The sequence below is a fragment of the uncultured Fibrobacter sp. genome (genome assembly GCF_947305105.1).
Lineage (GTDB): Bacteria > Fibrobacterota > Fibrobacteria > Fibrobacterales > Fibrobacteraceae > Fibrobacter.
On record NZ_CAMZCS010000014.1, the window covers coordinates 57,798 to 82,440 of the forward strand.

General features: G+C 54.1%; 20 protein-coding genes. 16 read left to right on the forward strand and 4 right to left on the reverse strand.

Going from position 1 to position 24,643, the window contains the following annotated elements; all coding sequences use genetic code 11:
• Window positions 1-12 precede the first annotated feature (12 nt).
• The 3 genes from Q0Y46_RS08315 to Q0Y46_RS08325 are packed head-to-tail and all read left to right on the forward strand — an operon-like array spanning window position 13 to window position 4,120.
• A complete protein-coding gene (locus tag Q0Y46_RS08315) occupies window positions 13-1,344 on the forward strand; it encodes an FISUMP domain-containing protein (protein ID WP_297946568.1) in 1,332 nt (443 codons plus the stop codon).
• A gap of 51 nt (window positions 1,345-1,395) precedes the next feature.
• Window positions 1,396-2,730: a fibrobacter succinogenes major paralogous domain-containing protein gene (locus tag Q0Y46_RS08320; protein ID WP_297946570.1), complete on the forward strand. Its 1,335-nt coding sequence runs from the start codon at window positions 1,396-1,398 to the stop codon at window positions 2,728-2,730.
• A 49-nt stretch (window positions 2,731-2,779) separates the two neighbouring features.
• Window positions 2,780-4,120: an FISUMP domain-containing protein gene (locus Q0Y46_RS08325; RefSeq protein WP_297946572.1), complete on the forward strand. Its 1,341-nt coding sequence runs from the start codon at window positions 2,780-2,782 to the stop codon at window positions 4,118-4,120.
• A gap of 92 nt (window positions 4,121-4,212) precedes the next feature.
• Here the strand turns inward: Q0Y46_RS08325 and Q0Y46_RS08330 are convergent, their stop codons facing one another.
• Both Q0Y46_RS08330 and Q0Y46_RS08335 read right to left on the reverse strand, forming a co-directional pair.
• Window positions 4,213-5,217 carry a hypothetical protein gene (locus Q0Y46_RS08330; RefSeq protein WP_297946574.1) on the reverse strand — a complete coding sequence of 335 codons (1,005 nt, stop codon included), beginning with the start codon at window positions 5,215-5,217 and terminating at the stop codon, window positions 4,213-4,215.
• Window positions 5,196-5,621 (reverse strand): hypothetical protein, encoded by a 426-nt coding sequence (locus Q0Y46_RS08335; RefSeq protein ID WP_295683194.1) that lies wholly within the window; start codon window positions 5,619-5,621, stop codon window positions 5,196-5,198. Before Q0Y46_RS08335 ends, Q0Y46_RS08330 begins: the two co-directional genes overlap by 22 nt.
• A gap of 100 nt (window positions 5,622-5,721) precedes the next feature.
• Between Q0Y46_RS08335 and thiL the strand changes: the two genes are divergently transcribed.
• The 13 genes from thiL to Q0Y46_RS08400 all read left to right on the forward strand — a co-directional run bounded on the left by thiL (window position 5,722) and on the right by Q0Y46_RS08400 (window position 23,143).
• Window positions 5,722-6,723, forward strand: a complete 1,002-nt coding sequence (thiL, locus tag Q0Y46_RS08340; protein WP_297946576.1) for a thiamine-phosphate kinase — start codon at window positions 5,722-5,724, stop codon at window positions 6,721-6,723.
• Window positions 6,720-8,657: a type II/IV secretion system protein gene (locus Q0Y46_RS08345; RefSeq protein ID WP_297946578.1), complete on the forward strand. Its 1,938-nt coding sequence runs from the start codon at window positions 6,720-6,722 to the stop codon at window positions 8,655-8,657. Before thiL ends, Q0Y46_RS08345 begins: the two co-directional genes overlap by 4 nt.
• Window positions 8,658-8,840: 183 nt before the next feature.
• The gene (locus Q0Y46_RS08350) at window positions 8,841-11,312 is read left to right on the forward strand and encodes a UvrD-helicase domain-containing protein (RefSeq protein ID WP_297946580.1); all 2,472 of its coding nucleotides are present in this window, start codon (window positions 8,841-8,843) and stop codon (window positions 11,310-11,312) included.
• 210 nt (window positions 11,313-11,522) lie between these two features.
• A complete protein-coding gene (gene gatC, locus Q0Y46_RS08355; protein ID WP_297946582.1) occupies window positions 11,523-11,810 on the forward strand; it encodes an Asp-tRNA(Asn)/Glu-tRNA(Gln) amidotransferase subunit GatC in 288 nt (95 codons plus the stop codon).
• 15 nt (window positions 11,811-11,825) lie between these two features.
• Window positions 11,826-12,527 (forward strand): NTP transferase domain-containing protein, encoded by a 702-nt coding sequence (locus Q0Y46_RS08360; protein ID WP_297946584.1) that lies wholly within the window; start codon window positions 11,826-11,828, stop codon window positions 12,525-12,527.
• 45 nt (window positions 12,528-12,572) lie between these two features.
• The gene (locus Q0Y46_RS08365) at window positions 12,573-13,025 is read left to right on the forward strand and encodes a helix-hairpin-helix domain-containing protein (RefSeq protein ID WP_297946586.1); all 453 of its coding nucleotides are present in this window, start codon (window positions 12,573-12,575) and stop codon (window positions 13,023-13,025) included.
• A gap of 37 nt (window positions 13,026-13,062) precedes the next feature.
• The gene (locus tag Q0Y46_RS08370; RefSeq protein ID WP_295683182.1) at window positions 13,063-13,980 is read left to right on the forward strand and encodes a hypothetical protein; all 918 of its coding nucleotides are present in this window, start codon (window positions 13,063-13,065) and stop codon (window positions 13,978-13,980) included.
• Complete coding sequence (locus Q0Y46_RS08375; protein WP_297946588.1) at window positions 13,977-14,990, forward strand: hypothetical protein; 1,014 nt, start codon at window positions 13,977-13,979, stop codon at window positions 14,988-14,990. The genes Q0Y46_RS08370 and Q0Y46_RS08375 overlap by 4 nt, the downstream gene beginning before the upstream one ends.
• 1 nt (window position 14,991) lies before the next feature.
• The gene (gene rsmD / locus Q0Y46_RS08380; RefSeq protein ID WP_297946590.1) at window positions 14,992-15,519 is read left to right on the forward strand and encodes a 16S rRNA (guanine(966)-N(2))-methyltransferase RsmD; all 528 of its coding nucleotides are present in this window, start codon (window positions 14,992-14,994) and stop codon (window positions 15,517-15,519) included.
• A gap of 299 nt (window positions 15,520-15,818) precedes the next feature.
• Window positions 15,819-20,465, forward strand: a complete 4,647-nt coding sequence (locus tag Q0Y46_RS08385; protein WP_297946592.1) for a VWA domain-containing protein — start codon at window positions 15,819-15,821, stop codon at window positions 20,463-20,465.
• Between the two features lie 346 nt (window positions 20,466-20,811).
• Entirely contained in the window at window positions 20,812-21,309 is a 498-nt protein-coding gene (gene coaD, locus Q0Y46_RS08390; protein WP_297946594.1) for a pantetheine-phosphate adenylyltransferase, read from the forward strand.
• Entirely contained in the window at window positions 21,306-22,175 is an 870-nt protein-coding gene (locus Q0Y46_RS08395) for a rhomboid family intramembrane serine protease (RefSeq protein ID WP_297946595.1), read from the forward strand. Before coaD ends, Q0Y46_RS08395 begins: the two co-directional genes overlap by 4 nt.
• A gap of 2 nt (window positions 22,176-22,177) precedes the next feature.
• Window positions 22,178-23,143, forward strand: coding sequence for an adenosine kinase (locus Q0Y46_RS08400; protein WP_297946597.1), 966 nt, complete (start codon window positions 22,178-22,180; stop codon window positions 23,141-23,143).
• Here the strand turns inward: Q0Y46_RS08400 and Q0Y46_RS08405 are convergent.
• Both Q0Y46_RS08405 and Q0Y46_RS08410 read right to left on the reverse strand, forming a co-directional pair.
• A complete protein-coding gene (locus tag Q0Y46_RS08405) occupies window positions 23,138-23,353 on the reverse strand; it encodes an antitoxin (RefSeq protein ID WP_295683165.1) in 216 nt (71 codons plus the stop codon). The two genes, Q0Y46_RS08400 and Q0Y46_RS08405, sit on opposite strands and share 6 nt — an antisense overlap.
• A 204-nt stretch (window positions 23,354-23,557) precedes the next feature.
• The coding region (locus Q0Y46_RS08410; RefSeq protein ID WP_297946599.1) for a dihydroxy-acid dehydratase at window positions 23,558-24,643 on the reverse strand (1,086 nt) is incomplete at its 5' end.

A 24,643-nucleotide genomic window follows, 5' to 3' on the forward strand; every position in this document is an offset into this window, starting at 1 on the left:
TAAAGAGGAAATATGTCGAATTTATTCTCAGAACAGTCTCCCTGGCGCAATCGGAGCGTTGCGATAGGGTCCATTTTGTTTACCGCGTCAATGTTTGCCGCCTGTGGCGACGAAGTCACCAAAGTGTCCGAGGTTACCCAGGTAGTCGGGATGCAGGTGGTGGAAGGAGGCGAAGCCTTGCCCAAGTGCACCGCAGACAACGAGGGGGCGATGGTGTATTCCGTGGATTCTGCGGCTGCTTACACTTGTTTCGGCGGGGCCTGGACCTCGAACAAGGGCAAGGACGGAAAAGATGGCGCCGATGGAAAGAATGGAAAAGATGGGAAGAATGGTGCAAATGGAGCGACTGGCGCAGCCGGTTCGGCTGGGACTGATGGCGATGACGGTTCCTATTGCACGGCGAAGGCCCTGAAAAACGGCAACGGCTACAAGATTGTATGCGGTGGCGATTCCGTCGGCGTTGTGCTGAATGGGCAGGACGGTGCCAAGGGTGACTCGGGTGTAAAAGGTGATTCCGGTGCGACGGGCAATAACGGCCTTTCCGCTTATGAAATCGCCAAAGCTGGCGGCTACGAGGGATCCGAAGAAGAATGGATTGCTTCGCTGAAAGGAGACACGGGTGCCAAGGGCGACTCGGGCGTGGCTGGTTCCGGTTGCTCAGTCAAAGAAGACTCTGTCGGAATAGAGATTACTTGTTCCGGCAAGTCGTTCACGCTGAACCACGGAGCCGATGGCAAGGATGGAAAAAGTTTAGCGGATCGCTGGATGGTGGATCACCGCGACAACCAACTCTACAAGGTAGTGACCATCGGCGATCAGACCTGGATGGCGGAGAACCTGAACTATAAAACTGAAAATAGCTGGTGTGGTGGCGGAAACGGTGAGAACGAAGGTGATTGCACCAAGTACGGTCGTCTCTACACTTGGGCTGCTGCAGTTGGCAAGTCCGAAGATGAATGCGGTTACGCCAAAATTTGTAGGCTTTCCGGCAAGGTGCGTGGCGTGTGTCCTGAAGGATGGCACTTGCCCGATACCACGGAATGGAACAAGCTGTTTACCGCAGTGGGCGGGAATAGCACTGCAGGCAAGAAGCTCAAGTCGCTGACTGGCTGGGTTGATAATGGCAACGGTACGGACGCCTACGGTTTCTCTGCGCTCCCTGCTGGCGTAAAGTACTACAATGGCGACTTCAGCGGTGCTGGCGACATCGCTAACTTCTGGAGTGCCACTGAGTACGGTAGCGTCGGCGGCGACAAGATGGGTCTGGGCTACAGCAGTGAGCGTGCGGACTTGAACGTCCGCGGTAAGAACGACGCATTCTCGGTTCGTTGCCTCAAGGACTAGCTTTTAGCCTCACTCCACATTGTTTTTGAAAATTTTTTAAAAAGAGGAAATATGTTGAATTTATTTTCCAAACAGTCACCCTGGGGTTGGCGAATCGCCGCGATCGGGTCCGTTTTGTTTATCTCGGCAATGTTTGCCGCCTGTGGCGACGAAGTCTCCAAAGTGACCGAGGTCTCCCAGGCCGCCGGGGTGCAGGTGGTGGATGCAGGCAAAGCCTTGCCCAGCTGCACCGCAGACAACGAGGGTGTGATGGTGTATTCCGTGGATTCTGCTGCGACTTACACTTGTATCGGCACGACTTGGACCTCGATGAAGGGCAAGGACGGAAAAGATGGCGCCGATGGAAAGAATGGAAAAGATGGGAAGAATGGTGCAAATGGAGCGGCTGGCGCAGCCGGTTCGGCTGGGGCTGATGGCGATGACGGTTCCTCCTGCACAGTGAAGGCCCTGAAAAATGGCAACGGCTACAAGATTGTATGCGGCGGCGATTCCGTCGGCGTGGTGCTGAATGGGCAGAACGGCGCCAAGGGCGACTCGGGCGTAAAAGGTGATTCCGGTGCGACGGGCAATAACGGCCTTTCCGCTTATGAAATCGCCAAAGCTGGCGGCTACGAGGGATCCGAAGAAGAATGGATTGCTTCGCTGAAAGGAGACACGGGTGCCAAGGGCGACTCGGGCGTGGCTGGCACCAGTTGCACTGCTGAAGAAGTTTCTGACGGTGTAAAGATTACCTGTCCCGACGGCAATTCGTTCACGCTGCGTAACGGAACTGACGGTAAAGATGGAAACGACGGTTATATAGACGGCTGGATTTTGGATTATCGTGACAAGCATCTATACAGGACAGTGACCATCGGCGATCAGACCTGGATGGCCGAAAACCTGAACTACGAAGTTGAAACAGGTAGCTACTGCTACAATGATAGTGCCAAGTATTGCGAAAAGTACGGTCGTCTCTACACTTGGACTGTTGCAGTTGGCAAGTCCGAAGATGAATGCGGTTACGACAAAACTTGCGGGCTTTCCGGCAAGGTGCGTGGCGTGTGCCCTGAAGGCTGGCACTTGCCTGATACCACGGAATGGAACAAGCTGTTTACCGCAGTGGGCGGGGATAGCACTGCAGGCAAGAAGCTCAAGTCGCAGTCTGGCTGGAGCTGGAATGATGACGATGGTACAAGTGGCAACGGTACGGACGCCTACGGTTTCTCTGCGTTCCCTGCTGGCAGCAACTTCGACGCTTGGGGTGACGGCACTTCCTTCTGGAGTGCCACTGAGCGCAATAGCTACGTCGCCTACGGCATGGGGCTGTTCTACGAAACTGAGTATGCGTACTTGGTCTACTGCGATAAGGACGTCGCATTCTCGGTTCGTTGCCTCAAGGATTAGACTTGGCCTCAATCCACATTGTTATGAAAATTTTTTAAAAAGAGGAAATATGTCGAATTTATTCTCCAAACAGTCACCCTGGGGCCGGCGGAGCGCCGCGATCGGGTCCATTTTGTTTGTCTCGGCAATGTTTGCCGCCTGTGGTGACGAAGTTACCGAAGTGACCAAGGTAACCCAGGTGGTCGGGATGCAGATGGTGGAAGAAGGCGATGCCTTGCCCGAGTGTACCGCAGACAGCGAAGGGGCGATGGCCTATTCCGTGGATTCTGCGGAGGCTTACACTTGTATCGGCGGGACATGGACCCCGATAAAGGGTAAAGACGGGAAAGATGGCGCCGATGGAAAGAATGGAAAAGATGGGAAGAATGGTGCAAATGGAGCGGCTGGCGCAGCCGGTTTGGCTGGGGCTGATGGCAAAGACGGTTCCTCTTGCACGGTGAAGGCCCTGAAAGACGGCAACGGCTACAAGATTGTGTGCGGCGGCGATTCAGTCGGCGTGGTGCTGAATGGGGAAGACGGGCAGGACGGTGCCAAGGGCGACTCGGGCGCAAAAGGTGATTCCGGTGCGACGGGTAAAGACGGTCTTTCCGCTTACGAAATCGCCAAAGCTGGCGGCTACAAGGGGTCCGAAGAAGAATGGATTGCTTCGCTGAAAGGAAACACGGGCGCCAAGGGAGACACGGGCAAGGCTGGTACCAGTTGCTCTGCCGTAGAAGTCTCTGACGGAGTAGAGATTACCTGTACCGACGGCAAGTCGGTTAAGCTGCGCAACGGAGCCGATGGTAAAGATGAGTTCGGCTGGATGTTGGACTCCCGTGACAGGCAGTTCTACAGGATAGTGACCATCGGCAAACAGATCTGGATGGCGGAGAACCTGAACTACGCCCCTGTGTTTAGCTGGTGTGGTGGCGGAAGCGGTGAGAACGAAGGTGACTGCTCCAAGTACGGTCGTATTTATGAATGGGCGAGAGCGATTGACAAGCCTGAGAAATGCGCCATTGGCAAGACCTGCGTCCTTTCCGGCAGGGTACGAGGTTTGTGTCCTGAAGGATGGCATTTGCCGGATTCTGCGGAAGTTGAAGAGTTGTTTACCGCAGTGGGCGGAGAAAGCGTTGCTGGCAAGATGCTCAAGGCGCAGACTGGCTGGAATCGTAAATACGGCGACGGTGACGCCAACGGTACGGATGCCTATGGTTTCTCTGCGCTCCCTGCTGGCACGATGGCCGACGGCCATTTCGCTCATGGTGGTTACTATACTGAATTTTGGACTATCACTCAGTACGATACCTACCACGCCTACAGCATGGGTTTTTTGGGCGACGAGGATAGTGCGAGCTTGGGTATCTTTGGCAAGGACAGGGCAATCTCTGTCCGTTGCCTCAAGGATTAACAAGCCGAGTGAAGTGGTCGCCAAGTTTACTTGAGCGACCATTTCCGAGGCGCAGAATCTGCGCTACGCAGTAGCGCCAGGATTAGTTTTTTTTAGCGCAAAGCATTCCTGAACACCCGGGCGACTTCGTCCGGGTTGTCGCTTTTTAGCCAGCTGAGCGTTTCGGTGCCGCGGTAGCTCCATGCGAAGATGTTGTCGATACCTGCTTTGCGGCTTTCTTCGACGGCGATGGCGAGGTCGTTTTCGCGGCCCGCCTCTATCTGGTACGCCTTGATCCACATCTGCACGGCCTTGCCGTATTGGCGGGCGACATCCACGAGCTTCTTTGCTGTTTCGGCGTATTTCTCGCGGACCCATTCCTCGGCGGCGCCACGTTCCCAGTACGGGTCGCTGGCCACTTCGTCGACGCTTGCAAGCCTCGCCACGCGGCCCCAGTCGTCAAGCCCGGCGGGGAACCACGGCGGGAGCATGCACACGCAGTTGCGCTTGCCGCGGGCATGTACGTCGTCGGTCATTTCCTTCAAGAAGTCGATGAGGCTATCTTCGCGGAACTTCAACACGTCGTCGGTGAGCTCTGCAGGCATTTCGTAGCCGAACTGCTTGCGGAACTTGGCCTGGCATTTTTCGCAGCGGCAGCTCCAGTTCTGGAGTCCGCCTTTTTCGAAATAGAAGTGCGGCTCGTCCCAGAATATCGTGTCGACCTTCGTCGCGCACACGGTTTCGATCCAGCGGTGCATGTAGGCGCGGAATTCTGGGTGGTTCGGGCAGGCGGCCACCTTGGGCTTGCCGTCAAGCGCCACCTGGCACAAGTCGTGGTTCCTGGCGGTGAGTTCCGAGTACGCCTCGCCGCCGAACACGCGGCCGACGCCCCAGGGGTTCACGTAGACCTTGAGGCCGAGCTCGGCGCTCTGGTCCACGATTTCCTTCATGGTGTCAAAATAGTATTGCAGGTCTTCTTCGCTCCACGTGTGGAGCACCGCGTTGAAGCCCGCGGCCTTGATACCTTGCATGTCTGAAATTGCGTGCTTAGGCGAACGCACGCCGAAATAGCTTACGCCCTTTACCTTGACGGGGGCTAGGTTTCTACCTTCGCCCATTGCGGAGACCCACTTTTCAAGAGGACCAGGTCCAAGGTCTCGTCCCATTCGTCCTCGGTGAGCGGGCGGCGTACCCAGAACAGGTTGTCGTCGTCTTGCTGCACGGGCATGTTGTCGGGAACGAACTCAATCACCCAGGATTCGGGGATGGCATCGCGGAGCGCCTGGCTGAACGCAATGTTCTTTTTGGTGGGGCGGTCCGAATGGTCAAAGATAATCAGCGTGGGGGACTGGCCGAAGTTGAGCGCCGATTCCAGGAGGCTGGTGGCGTCTTCGATGCTGTTGCACGTGTACATCGTGGAATCGATGGCGAGGTCGCGTTCGAGCAACCACCGCAAGGTCCACTGGCTGAGTTTTTCCAAACTGCCGGGCGATGAAGGTGCTATGAAGAATATGTGTCCCACGGCATTAAAGATAACTATTTTCTTATGTAATTAGTATTCTATTTTTTGGCCTTTTTTTATTTTTTTTGCCCAATTCTCATTTAATTTCTAACTTATGCACATGTTATCCCCAAAAGCAAAATTTCCGCCCCTCGGTGAGTTCCGTTTTGTCGAGTCCATTTTGGACAAATCGGCCTCGATGGAAGCGCGTCCGCCGCGTTACCGGGAGTGGTTGCCGGTCGGGGACGACGCCGCCATTTTTGACGGTTGGCTCGCCACGAAGGACTTGTCGGTAGAAAACGTGCATTTCCGTATGGATTGGTCCACGCCGGAGCAGGCTGTCGAGAAGCATATCGTCTCGAATGTGTCCGATATTTCTGCGATGGGGGGCGTGCCGCGCATGGCCCTGTTGGGAGTTTGTCTGAACAAGTCGTGGGATGCACCGATGCGTTCCCGCATTTCGGCAGCCCTTGCCGATGGCTTCGCGAAGCGCGGTATTGCGCTGATTGGCGGCGATACGGTTGCCGGCGATGCGACAGTATTTTCAACAACGTTGTTAGGGGAGTTGTCCGCTGAAAAGCCTCTTTTGCGGAGTGCCGCATGCCCCGGGGACGGAGTCTACGTGACGGGGACGCTGGGGAAGTCCGCCGCCGGGTTGTGGCTGCTCATGAACCATCCCGAAGAAGCCTCCCGTTTTGCCCGCCTGGTGGAATACCACCTTTGCCCCAAAATCCGGGAATCCGCGGGTGCGGAACTGGCTCGGTTGGGGGGCTGTAATGCCTGCATGGACATCAGCGACGGGCTCTCGTCGGAACTGAACCATTTGGCCCTTTCGTCCGGCGTTTCGATGGAAATCGACCTGGAAAAGCTCCCGATCGACCCGGAAGTTCTCGAAATGGCCGACTTTTTCAAAATTTCGGCGCTGGATTTGGCTCTGAATGGCGGTGAAGAATACAATTTACTGTTTTCTTTTGCAGATACAAAAAGTATATTGTTGAATGATAACGAACACCTGGGGACCGTTTCAAGGATTGGAACGGTCTTGGCCGGTTCCGGGGTTTTTGGCCTCGGGCCGGAAGGGAAGAGGAATTTACTTAAAGCACAGGCTTGGTCCCATATATGAATAGTAGTGCAAAATTGAATTTAGGGCAGCTTTTGCTGCGTCAGGGAATCCTGGACGAAGACCAGCTCGCCCATGCCATGGCCGAACACAAGCGCACGGGATTGATGTTGAGCAAGATTCTCCTGCGCTTGGGCATGGTCAGCGAAGATACGCTGACAAGCATTCTTGGCGTCCAGATGCAGTCCTCCACCAAGATGCGTATTGGTGAAATGCTGCTCAAGCAGGGCTACATCAACGAGGAACAGCTGAACAAGGCGCTCGAGATGCAGAAGACCACGGGCAAGCGCTTGGGACGCACCCTTGTCGACTTGGGCTTCATGCCCGAAGAACGCCTAATCGAAATCCTGTCGATGCAGTTCGAGGTCCCGTATGTACGGCTCGAGAACTTCATCATCGATCCGGATGCCTATACCTTTCTTCCCGAAGATTTGTGCAAGACTTACAAGATTGTGCCGCTGTTTGTCCTGAAAGCCGAAGACGAACGGCACATGCAGCGCGTTTCGTTGACAATCGCGATGACCGACCCGACGAATATGCGTGTCATCAACATCGTGAAGTTCAAGGTAAAGATGGAAGTGGATATCGTCATGGCCTCCGAAAAGGATGTGCTCAAGGCGATAGAACGAGTGTACTCCGGTCATGGCCCTGCCGAAGAATCCCTTGCCGAACTTATCAGCGAGTCTAGGGATGAAGGTGAACTGGAAACGGTCGACCGCGATGCGAACAACAGCAATGAACCTGAACTGAGCGACGAAGAAGGCCGAGCGGTCGTGAAAATCGTGACGACGTTGATTCACGAAGCTATTGCCCGCCACGCTTCCGATATTCACCTGGAGCCGCAGGAAACGTTCCTCAAGCTCCGTTACCGCATTGACGGTGACTTGCAGGTGATGTCCCCGATTCCGGCACGTTTGATGCCGCAGATTCTTTCGCGTATTAAACTTTTGTCCAAGATGGACATCGCCGAAAAGCGTAAACCCCTTGACGGACGCTTTACCGTGCGTTACAAGGGTGCCGAAGTTGACCTCCGTGTGAGCTCTTTCCCGATTTCTTTGCGCAAGCGCGGCGTTTGCGAAAAAATCGTTATGCGTATTTTGGACCCGAATTCGGGTCAGTTCCCGCTGAAGGACATGGGTTTCGACGCTCGTGTGCTCAAGCAGTTCCTCGATTGTATTAATGCTCCGAACGGTATTGTGCTTGTGACCGGCCCGACGGGTTCCGGTAAGTCTACTACGCTTTACGCCTCCATCCGCGAGATTCTTGATTCGACGATTAACATTTCGACCATGGAAGACCCTGTGGAATTGAACATCGACGGGGTGAACCAGGGGCAAATCAACAATGCGGCGGGGTTCACCTTCGCCGCGGGCATCCGTGCCTTGCTCCGTCAAGACCCGGACGTCATCATGATCGGTGAAATGCGTGACCAGGAGACATCGTCCATGGCTATCGAAGCTGCTTTGACGGGTCACTTGGTCTTCAGTACGTTGCATACAAACGACGCTGCCGGTGCATTCCCTCGTTTGCTCGAAATGGGACTGGAACCCTTCCTTGTGTCGACTGCTATCAAGGGCGTGCTTGCCCAGCGCCTTGTGCGCCGCATTTGCAAGTACTGCAAGGAGCCGGTCGAGATTTCGGATTCCCTGCGCGAAGAACTGCACCTCACTCCAGACATGCAGTTCTACCACGGGCGCGGTTGCGAAAAGTGCGACGGTTCGGGCTACAAGGGTCGTTGCGGTATTTACGAGTTCCTCGTGCCGAACGAGACGGTGCGTAACCTCATCATCAAGCGTTCTTCGGGCGACGTCATCAAGCGTGCCGCCATGAAGGAATGCGGGATGATTACGCTGCGTATGGACGGCATCCAGAAGGCCTTGGACGGCGCAACTACGCTGGAACAGGCTGTTGGCGCATCCGCCGCCGATGATGCTTAGTGAGGCTCAAAGCTAGAGAATAGAGTCTAGAGACAAGAGGCTAGGGAAAAAGAATCACGCACTTCGTGCGTTAATAACAGACGGCGAAGCCGTGATATTTTTCCCTAACCCCTAACCCCTAGCCCCTAGATCCTAGCCCCTAATTTCTATATTCCCCTCCCGTATGTCTTATAGGAGCGTTTGATGGCCCAAAATGTAAGGACTGTAGATAGTTCTGTTTTAGATAACGATTTGAATCCGGAACAAGCATCCGCCGCGAAGAAAATTAATGGCCCGATGCTGATTCTTGCTGGTGCCGGTTCGGGAAAGACACGTTGTATTACGTATAAGATTGCCCATATAGTTTCGTCTTACGATGTGTCTTCTGACAGTATTTTGGCGGTGACGTTTACCAACAAGGCCGCCCGTGAAATGAAAGAACGTATTCAAAATCTTTTGGACGATCGTCATTTGCCTTTCAAATGGATGGGAACGTTCCATTCCGTATGCCTTAAACTGCTTAAACTTTGCCTGGGCAAGTCCTTTGTTGTGCAAGCTCTGGGCGGCAACTGGTACGATGCCAATTTCTCCATTTACGACGATGACGACCAGCGGAAGATTCTGAAGGAAATTTTGAAAGAGGAAATGGGCGAGTCCTACGATGTTTCCGACCTCAAGAAAGTCCATGGTGCCATATCGCGTTACAAGAATACCATTTTGTATGAACACGGGGTGGCAACATTGCAGACTCCCGAAGTGGCGATGGCAAATGCCGAGTTTGCCGATGCGGAACGCTATGCGCGTTACTATGCCGAATACCAGAAGCGCCTGCGCGAATCGAATGCGATGGACTTCGACGACTTGTTGTTCAATACGGTTCTATTGCTCCAGAAGGTACCGAATTTGGCGAAACAACTGGCCGAGCGCTTCCAGTATGTGGTGGTCGACGAATACCAGGATACGAACGACGTCCAGTACGAACTTCTGAAATTGCTGATAAACGAAAATAAGAATGTAACCGTGGTGGGCGATGACGACCAAAGCATTTACGGCTGGCGTGGCGCAAACATCAAGATTATCCGTAATTTCCATCGCGACTTTGCTCCGGTGACGATTGTAAAACTGGAACGCAACTACCGCTCGACAAGCAATATTGTCCAAGGTGCTGGTTCCGTAATCGCCCATAATATCCGCCCGGCCGAAATGGTGAAGAAGGTCTTTTCGAAGGAAGAAGCGGGCGACCCGATTCGCGTGCGTCACCTGGTTGACGACCGCTCCGAAGCGGGGACGATTGCAGACCTTATTGCTGTCGCGGGCCCGGAATACTATTCGAAGACTGCTGTTTTCTACCGCACCAACGCCCAATCCCGTGCCTTGGAAAAGGCGCTGAACGATCGTCGTATTCCCTCGGTGATTTTTGGGGGAACGCGCTTCTGGGACCGTAAAGAAATCAAGGACATTCTCGCGTACTTGCGCCTGATGGCGAACGAAAAAGACGATGCCGCTTACCTGAGAATTATCAATACGCCGCCGCGCTCGATTGGCAAGACGACTGTGGAAAACATTCTTGGGCTAGTCCGCATGGGTAGCGGAACGTTCTGGGACGTGCTTGTTTCGGAAGCTTCCAGTGCAAGCCGTGCTGCGACAAAGCTCAAGCCTTTTGTGGACTTGATTAATTCTTGGAAGGCCTTGATTGCGGCGGGGGAGACTCCGTTGCCTATCCTTGTTGAAAAGATTATCAAGGACTTGGATTATAAGGAATTCCTGCGGAAAGAAGACGAGTTGACTGCCGACGAGCGTTGCGCTAACTTGGACGAAATGGTGAACGCCGTCCGCGAATTCGACGAAGAACATCCCGGTGCCACGCTGGATGCCTTCTTGCAAGACATCTCGCTTTTGACTGATGCCGATAAGAAGGTGGACGATTCCAAGGGCCATGTCACGTTGATGACGATTCACATGGCCAAGGGGCTTGAATTTAATACGGTGCATATCGCCGGTTGTGACGAGGAAATTTTCCCGCTGGTTCGAGGATCGCTCCTTTCTGCCGAAGATTCCATGCGCGAGCAGATGGAAGAAGAACGCCGCCTTTTCTACGTGGGTTGTACCCGTGCCGAAAAGAAACTTTATCTGTACCATGCTGAACGGAGATTCTACCAGGGCACGGTTCGTCCGTTTGCTCCGTCAAGGTTCCTTGGGGAACTGGATCCTACAGTTGTGGAATTTACCCCATGTATCAATGAAGGTTCTCCGGCACCGCGCCCGAATATGCCTCCGGCCTTTGCCCACCGCCCCACCGCTTCGTCGGGCAGCTATGGTCGGAGTTTTGGCCAGTCTTCCGGTTTTGGCGGTTCCAGTTATGGTCGTTTTTCGGGCAGTTACAACCGCCCATCGCCTGTATCCTCGTCAATCAAGAAGAACGACAAGCACATTGTCTACCGCAATCCTATCAAGGTCCAGAAGGCGTCGACCTCCGGTCCGCAAATCGTCTACGACGAGTACAGCGAGAATCCGTTCCACGCAGGAGTCAAGGTGAGCCATTCCAAGTATGGGGTCGGTGTCATCATGAAAGCTTACGGCACAGGGGACAATGCCCGCGTAGACGTGCGCTTTGCCCGTGACAACGTCGTGCGAACAATAATCTTGAAGTACGCTGCACTGGATATAGTAGGGTAGAGACTAGAGGTTAGGATCTAGAGGCTAGGGAGAAATAACACGGCTTCGCCGTCTATTATCAACGCACGAAGTGCGTGATTCTTTTCACTAGCCTCCCACCTAAAGGTGGCCATGCCCACATAAGTGCTAAAGCACTAAGTGGTCAAAGGTAGCCTCTAATCTCTAGCTTCTCTCTTTTTACTATCTTGTTAGTGTAAGAAACGAGGTTTTATGCTTGAAAATGATGAAGTTCTGAAGCTTGCGAAGTTGTCCCGCCTGAGTATTTCCGAAGACGAAATTCCCGCGTTCAAGGGCCATCTCGACAAGATGCTGAATCACCTGGACGCCCTCAAGGCGCTCGATCTTTCGCATGTGGAACCTATGACCGCCGTCGAAAACGGTGCGACGATTCTTCGCGAAGACGTGCCAGTGCAGGGCTTTACCCTGGAACAGGCTTTCGCGAACGCTCCCGCCGTCGAGAACGACCACTTTGCCATTCCCAAGGTGATTGGCGGCTAATACTGCTGGCCTGTAATGCCTGTACATTGTATCGTCCCCGCCCGGATGGGGTCTTCTCGCTTTCCCGGGAAACCCCTCGTCAAAATCGGGGGCAAGGAAATGATTGTCCGCACGCTGGAACGGGCCCGGCTGGCAGGCTGTTTTGAGCGGATTGTCTGCGCTACCGATTCGGAGCAAATTGCCGAGGTAGTTTTAAAAGCAGAATTTGAATATGTGATGACCGGTGCTTGTGCCACGGGTTCGGACCGCGTTGCCGAGGCTGCCCGTGTGCTGGGCTTGGACCTTGTCGTGAACTTGCAGGGGGACGAACCGCTGGTGGAGCCATCTGTTCTTTGCGATGTGGCCCGCGAACTTGCTGCGCATCCGGAAAGTTGGGTTACGGTCGCGTGCCCGCTAAATCCGGCCGAAGCGCAACTCAAGACGGTCGTGAAGGTCAAGGTCCATGATGGCCTTGCCGTTGATTTTACCCGCGAAGTCCCGCCGGAGGAGGCTTCGCTCTGGTACCAGCATCAAGGGATTTACGCTTATTCGAGGGCGGCCCGCGATGAATTTTCCTCCCTGCCGCAGAGCCCCGTGGAATTGGAGCGCTCGCTGGAACAGATGCGCATACTGGGTTTGCGCCCGATTCGCATTGTCCAGAGCCCGTATCCTTCGGTGTCTGTGGATGTCCCTTCCGATGTCGAATCGGTGGACGCTTTGCTTCATCAACGTCAATAGGCGGATGGGTTACAAATAAAGTAAATTTCTCCGCCGGGAGTGCTTATGAATTCTCCCGAAAAGAAACTTCTCCACCTGGCTCTTTGCTTGTTCGTGGTAGGGCTGGTCGTCCGTTTTTTGCCTTGGGGGCTCCCCTCGATTGTTGAAAACGATGTCATCGAGGTGCAGGCCAATGCACCATCGGTGGTGGATGAATCGTCCAAATTGGAATATTCACATGTTGGAGTATCTGGCGGTGCCGGAACAGATGATGGACGCTCCGAAGGAAAGTCCCGTTCAAAGAAAAAAAAGGCCAAAGTTTCGCTCCCAGTGCATATAAATACGGCTTCTGCGGAACAACTTTGTGCTTTGAAAGGGGTCGGACCCAAGCTCGCGGAGAAGATTATTGCCGTCCGGGAGGCCTCTGGACCCTTCAAAAAACCGGAAGACCTAGAAAAAGTGCCCGGAATCGGTAAGAAAAAATTGGAAGGGCTCCTTTCGGGGGTAATTTTTGATTAGTTTTGTACTATCAAAATTATCATAAGTCGTTGATTATATGAGTGATACGAAGTTATACCTTGGAATTGAAGCCGGCGATGCTTCCTTGAAAGTCGCCCTTCTGGACTCCGCCGAAAAGCGGGTTTTGAAGACCGCTGTCCTGAATACGGAGACCTCTCCGCTCGATGACGTTTTCTCTTTCGAAAGCGCCTTGCAGGACTGGGTGGACGAAAACCAGATCGAGAACATCCGGGCTATCTCGGTGACAATTCCGGCATTCCGTTCTGTTGTCAGGCAGATTTACGTTCCCCCCGAGGCCGTACCCAATATGGAGGACTACCTCAAGTGGTATCTCGGGCTTATTACCAATGCCGATCCAGGTGCCTATGTCGTTGACTACAAAGTACTTGGCGGTGGTAACGCTGCCCTGGGACAGTCCGTACTGCTTATCGCGGTCCGGCGTGAATGGGTCGATGCTTTGCGCAAAGGTTTCCGCAACAAGTCCCTGACTCCCAAGTCTCTCGAAGTCGACGTTCTTTCCGTGATGAACCTGATGGATGTCGCCGAACACATCAAGCATGTGGAATGTGTGGTCAAGGCGGATTACAGCGGCGTCACGCTTATCTGGCTTTCTAAGGACAACCTTCAGGCCATGCGCGCGGTCTCCACGCTTTCCCTTGTCGACAAGAGCCGCGAAGAAGCCTTTGATTTCTTGGCGACAAATGTCGTCGAGCAGATTGCCATGGCCCAGACGGAAAATTCTGCGCCGAATATCAAGCAAATTCACCTTTGCGGCGATGTTGCCGAGGATTCCCTGTTTGTTGAAATGCTCCGCAAGAAGGACCCTGAATTGCAGATTGCCCTCATGGATTCCTTCTCCAATCTTCGTCTCCCGATTGACTCCGATGATTCCGCTTCTGTGCTCTGCTGCGCTGGTGCCATCGGGGCTGCACTGACCGTGATGGAGGGTGTATGATTCGCTTAAACCTTATTGAAGTTGCTGAACGCGAGTTCGAAGTCGATAATGTCTCGCCAGTCAACTTGACCAACCTTTCCGACGTCCAGCGGAAGTCGAAGCGGAAGGCTCTCAATGTCTTCCTCGGTATGATTTTCCTCTGCGTCGCGTTCTGCTGTTTCCTCAGCATTTGTGGCGTTCCCACTGCTCTGCAGGGCATTTTCCCTGCCCAGTTCCTGGATCTCATCGGTGCCGAAGACCCGAGCCGTTCGGCCCTGTCTTTGGGTGCTGGTCAAATGACGACTGCCGGTGGCACGCTCGAAGCACAGCAAATGGCTGCTATAGCCGAGGCCAAGCGCCGCGAGGCTATGACGGTCAAGGGACTCGTCGGTGCTATCAACCACCAGGCCTTGTTCAACACCAAGCGCTTGGACTACACGTCTTACTTGCCGCTCGAAAAGCTCTCGTTCCAGCGCACGGCGGTGAACCAGTTCTTCACGTTCATGTCGACCGCGACCCCCGACGATGTCGGTTTCTCGGATTGCGTGTTCGAAGCACCCAATTATTACTACGTTCGCGGATCGGCAGTGAAGCCCACGTCGCAGCGTACTTTCCTCGACCGCCTCAAGACGGTGAGTGGAAACTTCAAGACTCCGCCTCTGCCTGAAAACGCTCCGGCAACGGATATCACCGCCTTTGGTGAATTCAACGTGACTGGTCCTAACCTTGCTGCAATTACTTCGTTTGTTCCTGCTGCCGAGGCCGCTTCCGAAGTCAAGAGCCTCAAGGCTCTTGCGACTACGAATAAAGTTGTGCTTTCCGGAATGGACAAGCCTGCCATCGAAGATCTCGGCGTCTACAAACGCTACACCTTCACGGCGACTTCTACTGCCGACTATGTTGATTTGCAGGCTTTCGTGGCCGCTCTTGCGGATTCGCCAATCCGAGCTAGCATCCGTAAGGCCGACCTCAAGTTTGTCAAGAAGGACCTGCTCTCGACGCTGTATATCGTGATGCTGGTCGGACAGTAATATGTCCATTCGCATTACTGGTGGCATGCTTCGCGGAAGGAATGTTCCTTCGCCCGATTCCATGAAAACCCGTCCAACGGCTTCCCGTACAAGGGAGGCCTTGTTCAATATCCTGCAAAGTGTGGATGGGTTTAGAATGCTCGACCTTTTTGCCGGGAGCGGCATCATGGGCCTGGAGGCGGTAAGTCGCGGGGCGGCAAGCGTCATTGCTGTCGAGATGGTACATTCCCAGGCTCGCATGGTTTACCAGGCGTACAAGGCGCTAGGGCAAGAATCCAAGCTGCAACTGCTCGAAGCGAATGCGTTGACTTTGGACCGGGATAAGTTCTGCAAGGACAAAGGTTTTGACCTGATTTATGCGGACCCTCCGTTCAAGAACATGGAATATCCGGACTTGCGCCCTTTCATCGATTGGCTGGAACCGGGCGGCGTTGCCGTGTTCGAGGCTCCGAGCCGGGCAATTCCTGCGTGGGCGAGCGATGCCGAAGTACGCCGTTATGGCGAATCATCGTTGCTGGTGTATAGGTAGTGAGGGGATAGGGGTTAGGATCTAGAGACTAGGGAGAAATAACACGGCTTCGCCGTCTTATATTGACGCACGAAGTGCGTGATTCTTATTCACTAGCCACTAGCCTCTAGTCTCTATTCTCTAGTCTCTCAAAGATTCACTGCTCATTGCTAAAAAAATTATCCGTTTTATACAAAATAAGTATATATTTAGAGCGGATTTTTTTCATTTTCCTTATCGCTTGAAGTGGGGGCTGGGTGCTTATTTTCTTCTTTTCGTTGCTTTGCTCTATAATATTTGTAGCAACAGCCAACGCAGATGTGACAATTGAAGGGGAGCCAAATTCATATAACGTATCCATCGGCGATACGCTTTCTGTCACGTCCAGGAAGAGCCTCCAGGTCGGCGAGAACTTCGTCAAGTGGGAAGTCGTTTCCGGAACGGGAACCTTCGTCGACGAGACCGAGGATTCAACCGGATTCATCCCTTCGTCTGACCCTGTCGTTATCAGAAGGGTGACAAGGACCCTGCCCATTTACGAAATATCTGACAAGATGACCAAGTTCATCGTAGGCGAAAATAGTTCCGTTATCCCCTCGACACTTTACGGCGTTCGTGTATACTTCAATTCCGATGTTGGTGGACCATTTCTGATTACTTGTATATCTCGACAATCGCCAACTATACTGAATTTTTACGGAGATTCTACTTTTAAAACTTTTGTCCCTATTGCGCCAACGGACTCTTTTATTTCGAGTAGGGACTGCTTTTTTTTTGAGGGATATAAACAATGTCTTATTAATGTTCAACCTAACGAAAATTACTACTTCTTTTTATATGCAGCGGGTTATCCCAATGCAAACATGAAGGATTCTATCCTTGTTAGGGTTGACCCTGCGTACACATTAGAGGCTTCGTATTCGGGCAATGGAGCTGCGTATGTAGATTCTCTTTACAGAAAGGCTATATCGTACAACAGGGTCATAAGCACCGACACAACCAAGATATTCGCCATTCCCGGAAACGACAACGTATTCGATCATTGGGAGGTTGTCTCTGGTTCGTGTTCCATTCTGGATAGCGGTAGGGACACAACGGGCGTCATTGGTGTGAATAGCAATTGCAAGGTGCGTGCCGTATTCCGTGCGGGCACCGTCTATCCAGTTACGGGCACGCCCACTGAGTATAACTTCTATGATCACCTTTACGCTAATAAGACTGCAAACGGAAGTTCCGGTGTACGCTTCACATTCACTGCCCCGAGTTCGGGCACCTACGCCGTTGTTGTGTCTAACGAACTCACACAGGATTCCGCTGTGTATATCCGGTACACCTCGACCGACTACAAGACAGCAGCGGTGACGGAACGCTTCCTCGGCACTTATTCCGAAACGATGACGCTGACCGCGGGGCAGGAGGTTGCAATTGTCGTCGCCAACACGGGCAGCGGCGCAAACCCGTTCTACATCAACTACGCGACGCAGGCCCACAAGATAACGCTCGGCACGGATGGGCATGGCAGGGTTTTTCCCGCAGGCGGCTACGCAACGGCTTACGCCGGCTCGCGTTATTCCATTTCCGCGGAGGCCAACGCGGGCTACCGCTTCTCCGACTGGCAGACGGTCTCGGGCACGCCCGCCGTCGAAGACAAGAACGCTCCCTACACGTACGTGACGGTGAACGGCGACGCCGAGCTGAAGGCGCGCTTCAAGGCGAGCTCGGTCTACACGCTCACCCGGACGAAGCAGAAATTCAACCACCAGGACAACTACTACAGCGAAAGCACCCGTTCGTCGGTCCGCTTCACCTGGACCCCGCCCGACTCTGGCTCCTACATGGTCAGCATCGAGGCCGTCGACCCGGTGGGGGGCACCTTCACGGACTACGGCACCGACAAGAATTTCTCGACCCCCGTTTCGGAAAAACCGGTCTCCGGCACGTCTAGCTTCACCGTTCGCGGCACGCCGGGCGTCCCGCTCTACTGGACCTTCCAAGACAGCGGCAGCGGCATCCCGAACAAGTCCTTCAACGCCTGGATATCCGCGCCCTACGTGCTGACCGTGATTTCCTCCAAGGAGGGGTCCGCATACCCGTCCGGGAAGGTGTACACCGCCCCCGGCAACAAGACCATCCTAACTGCATGGCCGCATGGCGGCTACAAGTTCAAGTCGTGGGTGAACACCGATGGCGATATGACCATTGACTCTCCGAAGTCATCGCGCACAATTGTCGTGCCGAAGGATTCCGTCTGTACCATTAAGGCGACTTTCACGAACGACGAGTCCGCAGAGCCCGTGCTGAAAATCTCGAAACTGGACGTGGGCAACTATCCGGAAGTCTGTGCGCAGGTGTCCGTCACGGACAAGAAATCGGGCAACTCTTTCTATGGCCTGGTTTCGGGCGATTTTACGCTGACGCAGGATGGCGTTCCGGTCACGCCTGAGGTGACGAGCATTGAGAACGTCACGGGCGTTTCCGTGGTAATCGTGGTCGACGAGAGTGGTTCAATGATATACAACGACCGCATGGAGAAGACGAAGGCTTCCATCCGGAACTTTGTTGACAACATGGGCCCCTACGACAGAACTGCTATCGTCGGCTTCCGTGGAGAAGATTCGACCGTGGTTCACCTGGCGATGACCTCGGACAAGTCTTTGGCAGTAAAGGCCGTGGAAGAAGTTGATGTGGACATGAACGCTGCTACGAACATCCTCGTAGGTACTTATGTCGGCGTGGAGCAAATTGTGAACGAGACGAATCCGACGGCGGTCATCGTATTCTCCGACGGTGTAAATAACGGTGGTAGCAAGACATTAATGGAAACCGTAGCGTTCGCCAAGGCGAAAAAAACGACCATCTACTCCATCGGCCTCGAGACGGACAGCAAATACCCGCTGGAAGACCTTGCTGTCAACACGGGTGGCACCTTCACGTTCGCAAGCGACGCGAGCGAACTCGCCGGTATCTACGCGGCCATCCGCGACAACATCATGTCGCAGTACATGGTGTGCTACCAGACGCCGGACACGGTCCAGAACGGCGACATCCACACTGTGGCCATCAGCACGAAGTTCAACAAGATCACCACGAGCGACACGGCGCGGTGGAGCGAGAACTCGCTGCCTCCGACGGTCACGCTGACGGAGGCCACGAAGGAACTGATCGAGAATTCCCAGCCGTCGAACAACCCGCTCACGCTCGGCGTTTACATCAGCACGCTGGTCGGGATCAGCTACGCCAACGTCTACGTCCGCCGTTCCGGCACGGACGGTATCTTCACTCAGTACGCGCTGCACAACGTGCGCGACAGCCTGTGGGAATTCACGGTCCCGGCAAGCGTCGTGACGGCACCGGGCATCGACTTCTACGTGATCGCCGCGGACGCCCTCGGGCAGGCGGGCAAGTCGCCCCGCATCCAGAACCCGGCGAACCAGCCTTACACGATCTTCGTGGACAACGACCTTCCCGCCGTCGAGGCGGTGTCTGTGGCCTGCGAGGACTCGACTTCCGACCTGAAGACGTTCCGCTTCGGCATCAAGGACAGCGACGGTATCGACGCCGCGACGCTCTACTACAAGGATTCCCGCGCGGTGATCTACCAGGAGATGTCGCTCACGTACTCCGCCGACAACGACACGTGGGTCGCCGAGTTCCGCGCGAACGTACGCGACTACGACATGCTGGTCTATTACCTGCGCGTGAAGGACGGCAAGGGGGCGACGGTGCGCCATCCGGGCGAGGGGACCCTCGTGACGGACGCCTGCCGCATCCACTACGTGGACAACGACAGCTCCGTCATCGACACGATCCCCGAGGATTCCATCCTCCCGCCGTCGCCGCGCGACTCCATCGTGTACTCGCTCATCGCGGACAGCGCGGAGATGTACGACAAGGACCTGGACGGGCGCGCGGACTTCGTGCGCGTGCACTTCAAGGATGAACGCGAAGACAACATCACGAGTATAGATTCCATCTTCTGGAACTCCAACCGTGGCGAGTGGCGCTACGTGCCCGAGGGCACCATCAAGCAGGACCGCTCCGACGGGACGTGGTTCGGTGCTTACATCAACAAACCCTACAAGTACGGGCTGACCAAGGCCGACTCTGCCCATCCGCCGTTCCTTGCTTTCTCAACGATATATTCCGAGGACCTCGAAAACGTGAGACTGCTTGACCGCGTGGGCGCAGTCCCTGCCCGCGCGACCAAGTTCCCGGGGAAAATAGGCCTCGACGAGTACATGGACCCGAATTCGGAGATGCCTCCCGACACGCTGCTCGTGACCCTTTCAGAACCGGTCATCAATGTCGGCGACGAGAAGAGCTGGGAGAAATTTTTCCGTTATTCTGAATCGTGCGACGATACCGTTTCTCATCCGCTCAAGCTGAAACATTCTCCGAAGATTCGCGAGAACGGACAGCAGTGGATGCTGGTGCTTGACGACTATTCGGTCAAGGCGGGCTTCTGCCTTTCGACCGATCCTTCTGCCACCTACGAGGACCTCGCGGGCAACTCGATGGGCCGCGGCGGAATCAAGATAGAAGGGAAGGACGGCTCGCTCTACCTGGCTGAGGTACGCCCGCTCCAGGCTGTCAGCGGCATCGGCAAGACTCCGAAGTGGATTCCGCCGGACGGCGACGAATGGGAATCGCTGCCGGATTCGCTCTCCGCGATCAGCGTGAAAGCGACGATGCCGTACACCGCGGAAGTGTACATTTTCGACGGAATCGCATCCTACGTGACGCATTTCAAACAAAAATTCGGCTACGACGGGGAGATGGATCAATCTATCCGTGGCAAGCCCGGCGACCTTTTCCGGCAAGGCTACTTGCACTGGAACAAGCGTTCCGATAAGGGCCGCAAGGCCGGCACGGGCGTGTACATCTGGAAGATTTTCTTCAAGTTCGAGGATGGACACAAGGAAACGAGGATAGTGAAGACGGGAGTGTGGAGAGGGAGTAGGAAGTAGACAGTAGGCAGTAGACAGTAGACAGTAGACAGTAGACAGTAGGAAGTGGTGAACTCCGAGTATAGCCATTAACTGCTTACTAAGCACTTGATGCCTCACTGCTCAAGGCTCATAGCTCACTGCTCGTGCCTGGAGCCTAAAAATTTGTCATTGCGAGGGGCGAATAGCCCTGAAGCAATCTCCGTTAGAGAAACTAGAGGTTAGAATCTAGGGGCTAGGGAGAAATATCACGGCTTCGCCGTCTTATATTGACGCACGAAGTGCGTGATTCTTTTCACTAGTCTCTATTCTCTAGTCTCTCTAAGACTCACTGCTCGTGCCTCGAGCCTTTTACTACATTTGAAGTATGAATAAAATCGCCGTGTTCGCTGGTTCGTTCGACCCGTTTACGTTGGGGCACCTTGACGTGGTGCGCCGTGCATCGGCCTTGTTCGATACGTTGTGGGTTCTTGTTGCCCAGAATTCTTCGAAGCGTAACTTGTTCTCTGCAGAAGAACGCAAGAGCTTTGTCAAGAAGGCTGTAAAAGAGCTACCCAACGTGCAGGTGGCCTCTTTCGAAGGGCTGACTGTAGATTACATGAAGCAGGTCGGGGCTCGCTACCTTGTCCGCGGCATCCGCAATTCTTCTGATCTTGATTTTGAACAAACCGTCGCTTGGAACAACAAGGCTTTGTATGGCGATGCTGAATCCGTTTTCTTGCTGAGCGCTCCGGAGCACCTTTCTGTGAGTAGCAGCGTCGTGCGTGAACTTTTGGCAAATGGCGTGAAAGATGCCGCACTTCTTTCTAAATTTGTGCCCGAAATTATTATTCACGATATAGTCCGCAATAAAGGGGACCGATGAAACCTTTTAGATATCTGGCCAAGCCCATTCGCGTATTGCTCCTTGCGAACCTCGTCGTGTTCCTGCTTGCTTTCCTGGTCGGTGGAATTTTAGGATTCCCGGGGGGCGGGTACGGAACCCTTCGCGATTACATCACGTATTTCGGGGCGTTTTTCCCGACAATCCCATTTGAGGCCTGGCGCTACTTTACCTACATGTTCGTGCATGTGGATTTCTGGCATTTCCTTTTCAACATGCTCATGCTCTGGATGTTCGGTGACGAGGTCGCAGAATGGATGGGTACGAAGCACTTTACGGGCATGTACCTGTTCTGCGGCGTGTTTGCGGCGTTCTTTAGTGTCGTCATGTGCCTCTTGGGGCTTACCAACAACCCGATTATCGGCGCGAGCGGCGCTTTGATGGGTATCTTTGTTGCCTATTACCGCTTTTTCCCGGAACGTCGCTTGCTCCTGTTCTTCTTTTTCCCGATGAAGATAAAGTATGCAATGTGGGTGATGGTCGCGATTGATGTGTTCATGGCTCCGTCGGGTGACGGCATTGCGCATTTGGCCCATTTGGGTGGCGTCGTGGCCGGGTTCATCTACATGTATTTGTACGAGGGCGGTTTCCGCCGGCTGTCGGGAAAGTTGAATTTCGGTGGCCCGAAGGTGAAGGTGACTCGTGGAGGCAAAGCTTCTAGCGATGATGCTCGTAACGAGGAACCTTCCGATGCAATCGAAGGTGAAGTTTTTTATGTGGACGAAGAAAAACGCATGGACGAAATCCTCAGGAAGGTCAGCCGTGAGGGCGTCCAGTCGCTGAGTCCTTCGGAAAGAAAATTCCTAATGGAGGCGGGTGAGCGCTTGCGCCGCCGCCGTGGAGGTTGATTATGAAAAAAGTTCTTGGTATGGGTGCTGCCCTGGTCGATATTTTGGCGAATGTAGATGATGCCTGGATTGAATCGCAAGGCGTGCAGAAGGGTGGCATGAACATGGTGGATTGGCCCCAGATGGAGAAGTTCCTCGGGGCTCTCGACAAGCCCCTGCGCGTGCCGGGTGGCTCGACTTGCAACACGATGGTCGGGCTTTCTCGCTTGGGGGGCAAGGCCGCCTTTATTTCGAAAATTGGCGACGACGAACTTGGAAAGCTTTTCCAGGAACACCTGAACAAGAACGGCGTGGAATCGAAGCTCGGCATTTCGGATGCTGCGACGGGTTGCGTGTTTAGCGCTGTAACTCCTGATGCGCAGCGTTCCATGTGGACTTACCTTGGCGCTTCCGACTTCCTCGCGAGCGAAGACTTTGTGCCCGCGCTTTACGATGGTGTGGGGCTCCTGTATGCCGAAGGCTATAGGGCGTTCAATGCGGATTGTTTCAAGAAGTCGTTTACGCTTGCCCGCAGTTTGGGCGTGGAAACGGCGCTTGACTTCAGCAGCTTTGGTGTGGTGGATGCTTGCCGCAAACTGTTCGACGAACTCTTTGCTGAAAAGATGATTGACATTATCATTGCCAACGAAGACGAAGCCTTTGCCTATGCGGGAGTCAAGGAAGAAGCGGCTCTTGATGTGCTTGCGAAGAAGGCGAAAGTCGCTGTTGTGAAAATTGGCAAGCGCGGTGCCTTGATTGCAAAGGATGGCCAGGTGACGCACGTGCAGGCGGGCCCTGCCAAGGCCATTGATACGACGGGTGCCGGTGACCTCTGGGCGTCGGGATTCCTGTATGGCTACATGAACGGCTGGGATATGGAACGCTCCGGCAATCTCGGCAGCATCGTCAGCAACGAAGTTGTGCAGGTTATGGGCGCACAGATTCCCGATGACGGCTGGACCCGTATTTTGAATAGCATGAAGTTATAGCCATCGAATATCAAGTTTTCTTTTGTTTGCGGCGCAATCCGTAAGGTATGAGTCTATGAGAACTTGATAGGGAATGCCTATTTCTTTCGCCATTTTTTTGAAGTAATCAATTGTTTTTGCATTTAATCTTATGGTAATTTGTTTTTTGAGAATCTTGGCGTAAGGATTCTTTACTCCGTTCATTTTTGAAAAATCGTATTCGGCTTTCATTAGTAAACTCCTTTTCTTTTATTTCAATAGTATTTTCATTCCATTCGAATTCTATTTGCATGGTGAATTTTTCTGAATAATTATAATATAATTATAAACGGGTAAAAAATACAATATGCAAAAGTTAATTGTGCGAAAAATTCAATAACAAAAGAACCGCCTTGTTTGAACAAGGCGGTTCTTTTGTTTAAGTGCGAGTGTTTTTTACTTCACGCCGATAAGGCTGAGGTCACGGACTGCGCCCTTGTCGGCAGAGGATGCCATCGCAGCGTATGCCTGCAAGGCCTTGGATACGACGCGGTCGCGGTGTTCCGGCTGCCATGCCTTGGCGCCACGTGCTTCCATTTCCTTGCGGCGGGCGGCGAGTTCGTCGTCGGTGAGCTGCACGTTGATGCTGCGGTTCGGAATGTCGATTTCGATGACATCGCCCGTGTGCACGAGGCCGATGTTACCCTTGTTGGCGGCTTCCGGAGAAGCGTGGCCGATGGAGAGACCGCTCGTACCGCCGGAGAAACGTCCGTCGGTGAGGAGGGCGCAAGACTTGCCGAGGTGACGGCTCTTGAGGTAAGAGGTCGGGTAGAGCATTTCCTGCATGCCGGGGCCACCCTTCGGGCCTTCGTAGCGGATGACGACCACGTCGCCAGCCTTCACCACGTTCGGGTCGAGAATGCCCTTCACGGCGTCTTCCTGGCTTTCGAACACCACGGCGGGGCCGGTGAACTTGAAGATGGATTCGTCGACGCCGGCGGTCTTCACGATGCAGCCGTCCACGGCGAGGTTACCGTACAGAACAGCGAGGCCGCCGTCCTTGGTGTAGGCGTGTTCGCCGTCGCGGATAGCGCCGTTAGCGCGGTCGAGGTCGTGATCGGGGTACATGAAGTTCTGCGAGAAGGCGACCAGGTTGTACTTGCGGCCCGGGCCGGCGAGGTAGCGCTGTTTGGCTTCGGCGGTTGGGTTACGCTTGAGGTCGTTCACTTCGAGGGCTTCGCCCATCGTAGCGGCGTGAACGGTCTTTGCATTCTTGTGGATGAGGCCCATGCGGTCGAGTTCGCCCATGATGCCCATGATGCCACCGGCGCGGTTCACGTTTTCCACGTGGATGTTGTGGACGGTCGGGGCAACCTTGCAGATGCACGGCGTGTTGCGGGAAAGGCGGTCGATGTCCTTCATGGTGAAGTCGACGCCCGCTTCCTGGGCCACGGCGAGCAGGTGGAGCACGGTGTTGGAGGAACCGCCCATGGCGATGTCGAGGCGCATGGCGTTTTCGAAGGCGTCCTTCGTGGCGATGCT